Below are 1894 nucleotides of genomic sequence, written 5' to 3'. Positions count from 1 at the left end.
ATCAACCTCAACGACCAAAACCGAAGCCACTTCCCGCCATCAGCCCGGGCCGAACCGCTTTGCCGCCCCACAGGTCTCGGAAATGCCGTAGTTCGAGGTGCCCAACTGGCAGGCCGAAGCCGCCAACGCACAGGCCATGCTGTCCGACAACGAGGCGCTGATCGCGCATGTTGAGCTGCGCATCGAAAAGCTGAAACGCGAACTGTACGGGCAGCGCTCCGAGCGCACGGCGCGGCTGATCGAGCAGTTGGAATTGGAGCTCGAAGAACTCGTCACCTCGGCGACCGAGGATGAGCTTGCCGCGCAGGCCGCGGTGGCGAGGACGCAGAAGGTCCGCCCGTTCATCCGCAAGCGACCGGTGCGCAAGCCATGGCCGGATGACATCGAACACGAGCGCGTCGTCATCGATCCTCCGACTGCCTGCGCCTGCTGCGGCGGATCCCGGCTGTCCAAGCTGGGCGAGGACGTGAACAAGACGCTGGAGGAGATCCCGCGCCGCTTCAAGGTCATCGAAACGGTCCGGGAGAAGTTTACGTGCCGGGATTGCGAGGCGATCACCCAGCCGCCGGCGCCATTCCATGTCACGCCGCGCGGCTTCATCGGCCCGCAGTTGCTGGCGACCATCCTCTTCGACAAGTTCGGCATGCACATCCCGCTCAACCGGCAGAGCACGCGCTTCAAGTGCGAGGGGATCGACATGCCGATCTCGACGCTGGCCGATCAGGTTGGTCATGGAACCTTTGCCCTCATGCCGGTCTTCAAGCTGATCGAGGCTCATGTGTTCGCGGCCGAGCGCCTTCATGGTGACGACACGACCATCCGTTTCCTGGCAAAGAGCAAATGCAAGACGGGCCGTATCTGGACGTATGTGCGCCACGATCAGCCGTTCGGTGGCGCCGCGCCGCCGGCGGCGGTCTATTACGCTTCGAGCGACCGACGAGGTGAGCACCCACAAAAACATCTGGCCCGCTTCGGGGGCATTCTGCAGGTCGACTGTTATAGCGGCTTCAATCCGCTCTTCGATCCGAAGCGGAAAGAGCTGCCGATCACGCCCGCATTCTGTTTTGCGCATGCGCGCAGGGGATTCTTCGAACTGGCCGACGTCGAGAAAAATGCCCGCGAGGGCAAGAGGAATGGCAAACCGATCTCCCCGACGGCGCTGGAGGCAGTCAAGCGCATCGACGCGCTCTTCGACATCGAGCGCGACATCAACGGCAAGACAGCCCCTGAGCGGCGTGCCGTGCGGCAGGAAAAGAGTAAGCCACTCTTCGATGACATGCACGAGTGGTTGCTCCGCGAGCGCGATACCTTCTCGCGCTCTTCCGATGTCCTCAAGCCGATCAACTACATGCTCTCGCGCTGGGACGACTTTGCCCGCTTCATCGATGAAGGCAGAATCTGCCTGACCAACAATGCTGCAGAAAGGGCATTGAGAGGTGTGGCCCTGGGAAGGCGGGCGTGGACATTTGCCGGGAGCCAGCGCGGCGCCGACCGGGCTGCCGCCATGCTGACATCCATCACCACCTGCCGCCTGAACGATGTCGACCCAAAAGCCTGGCTCGCCGACGTCCTCGCACGCATCTCCGATCTGCCAAGTTCCCGCATGCACGAACTGCTGCCCTGGGAATGGAAAAAACTGCGCGACGCCGTGAAACCGGTCGGTCAGCAGACCGCCGCAGCCTGAACTGATCGCACCACCATAACGGCCACTATTGTCCCACGCGACGCTTCATTCCGCGGCCTTCAGCGTATGCATACTGAAGACCCACGCCTGTGCGGATTCGATTGATCGCTCGAAGTCCTTTGCCAGCCTTCGGCATCTGCCCAGCCATGCGAAGGTCCGCTCGACGATCCGCTGTACAATGTTGCGTGGAACTGGTTGTCCGGCTTGGCG

General features: G+C 62.2%; 1 pseudogene. It reads left to right on the top strand.

From position 1 onward, the window contains the following. Positions 1–112: 112 nt before the first annotated feature. A pseudogene (gene tnpC, locus ACFFNA_RS36125) lies at positions 113–1684 on the top strand (IS66 family transposase); the annotation flags it as partial. Positions 1685–1894 lie beyond the last annotated feature (210 nt).

Origin of the sequence: Mesorhizobium kowhaii (genome assembly GCF_042431665.1) — a bacterium.
GTDB lineage: Bacteria > Pseudomonadota > Alphaproteobacteria > Rhizobiales > Rhizobiaceae > Mesorhizobium > Mesorhizobium kowhaii.
This window is presented reverse-complemented; position numbering and strand designations above follow the sequence as displayed.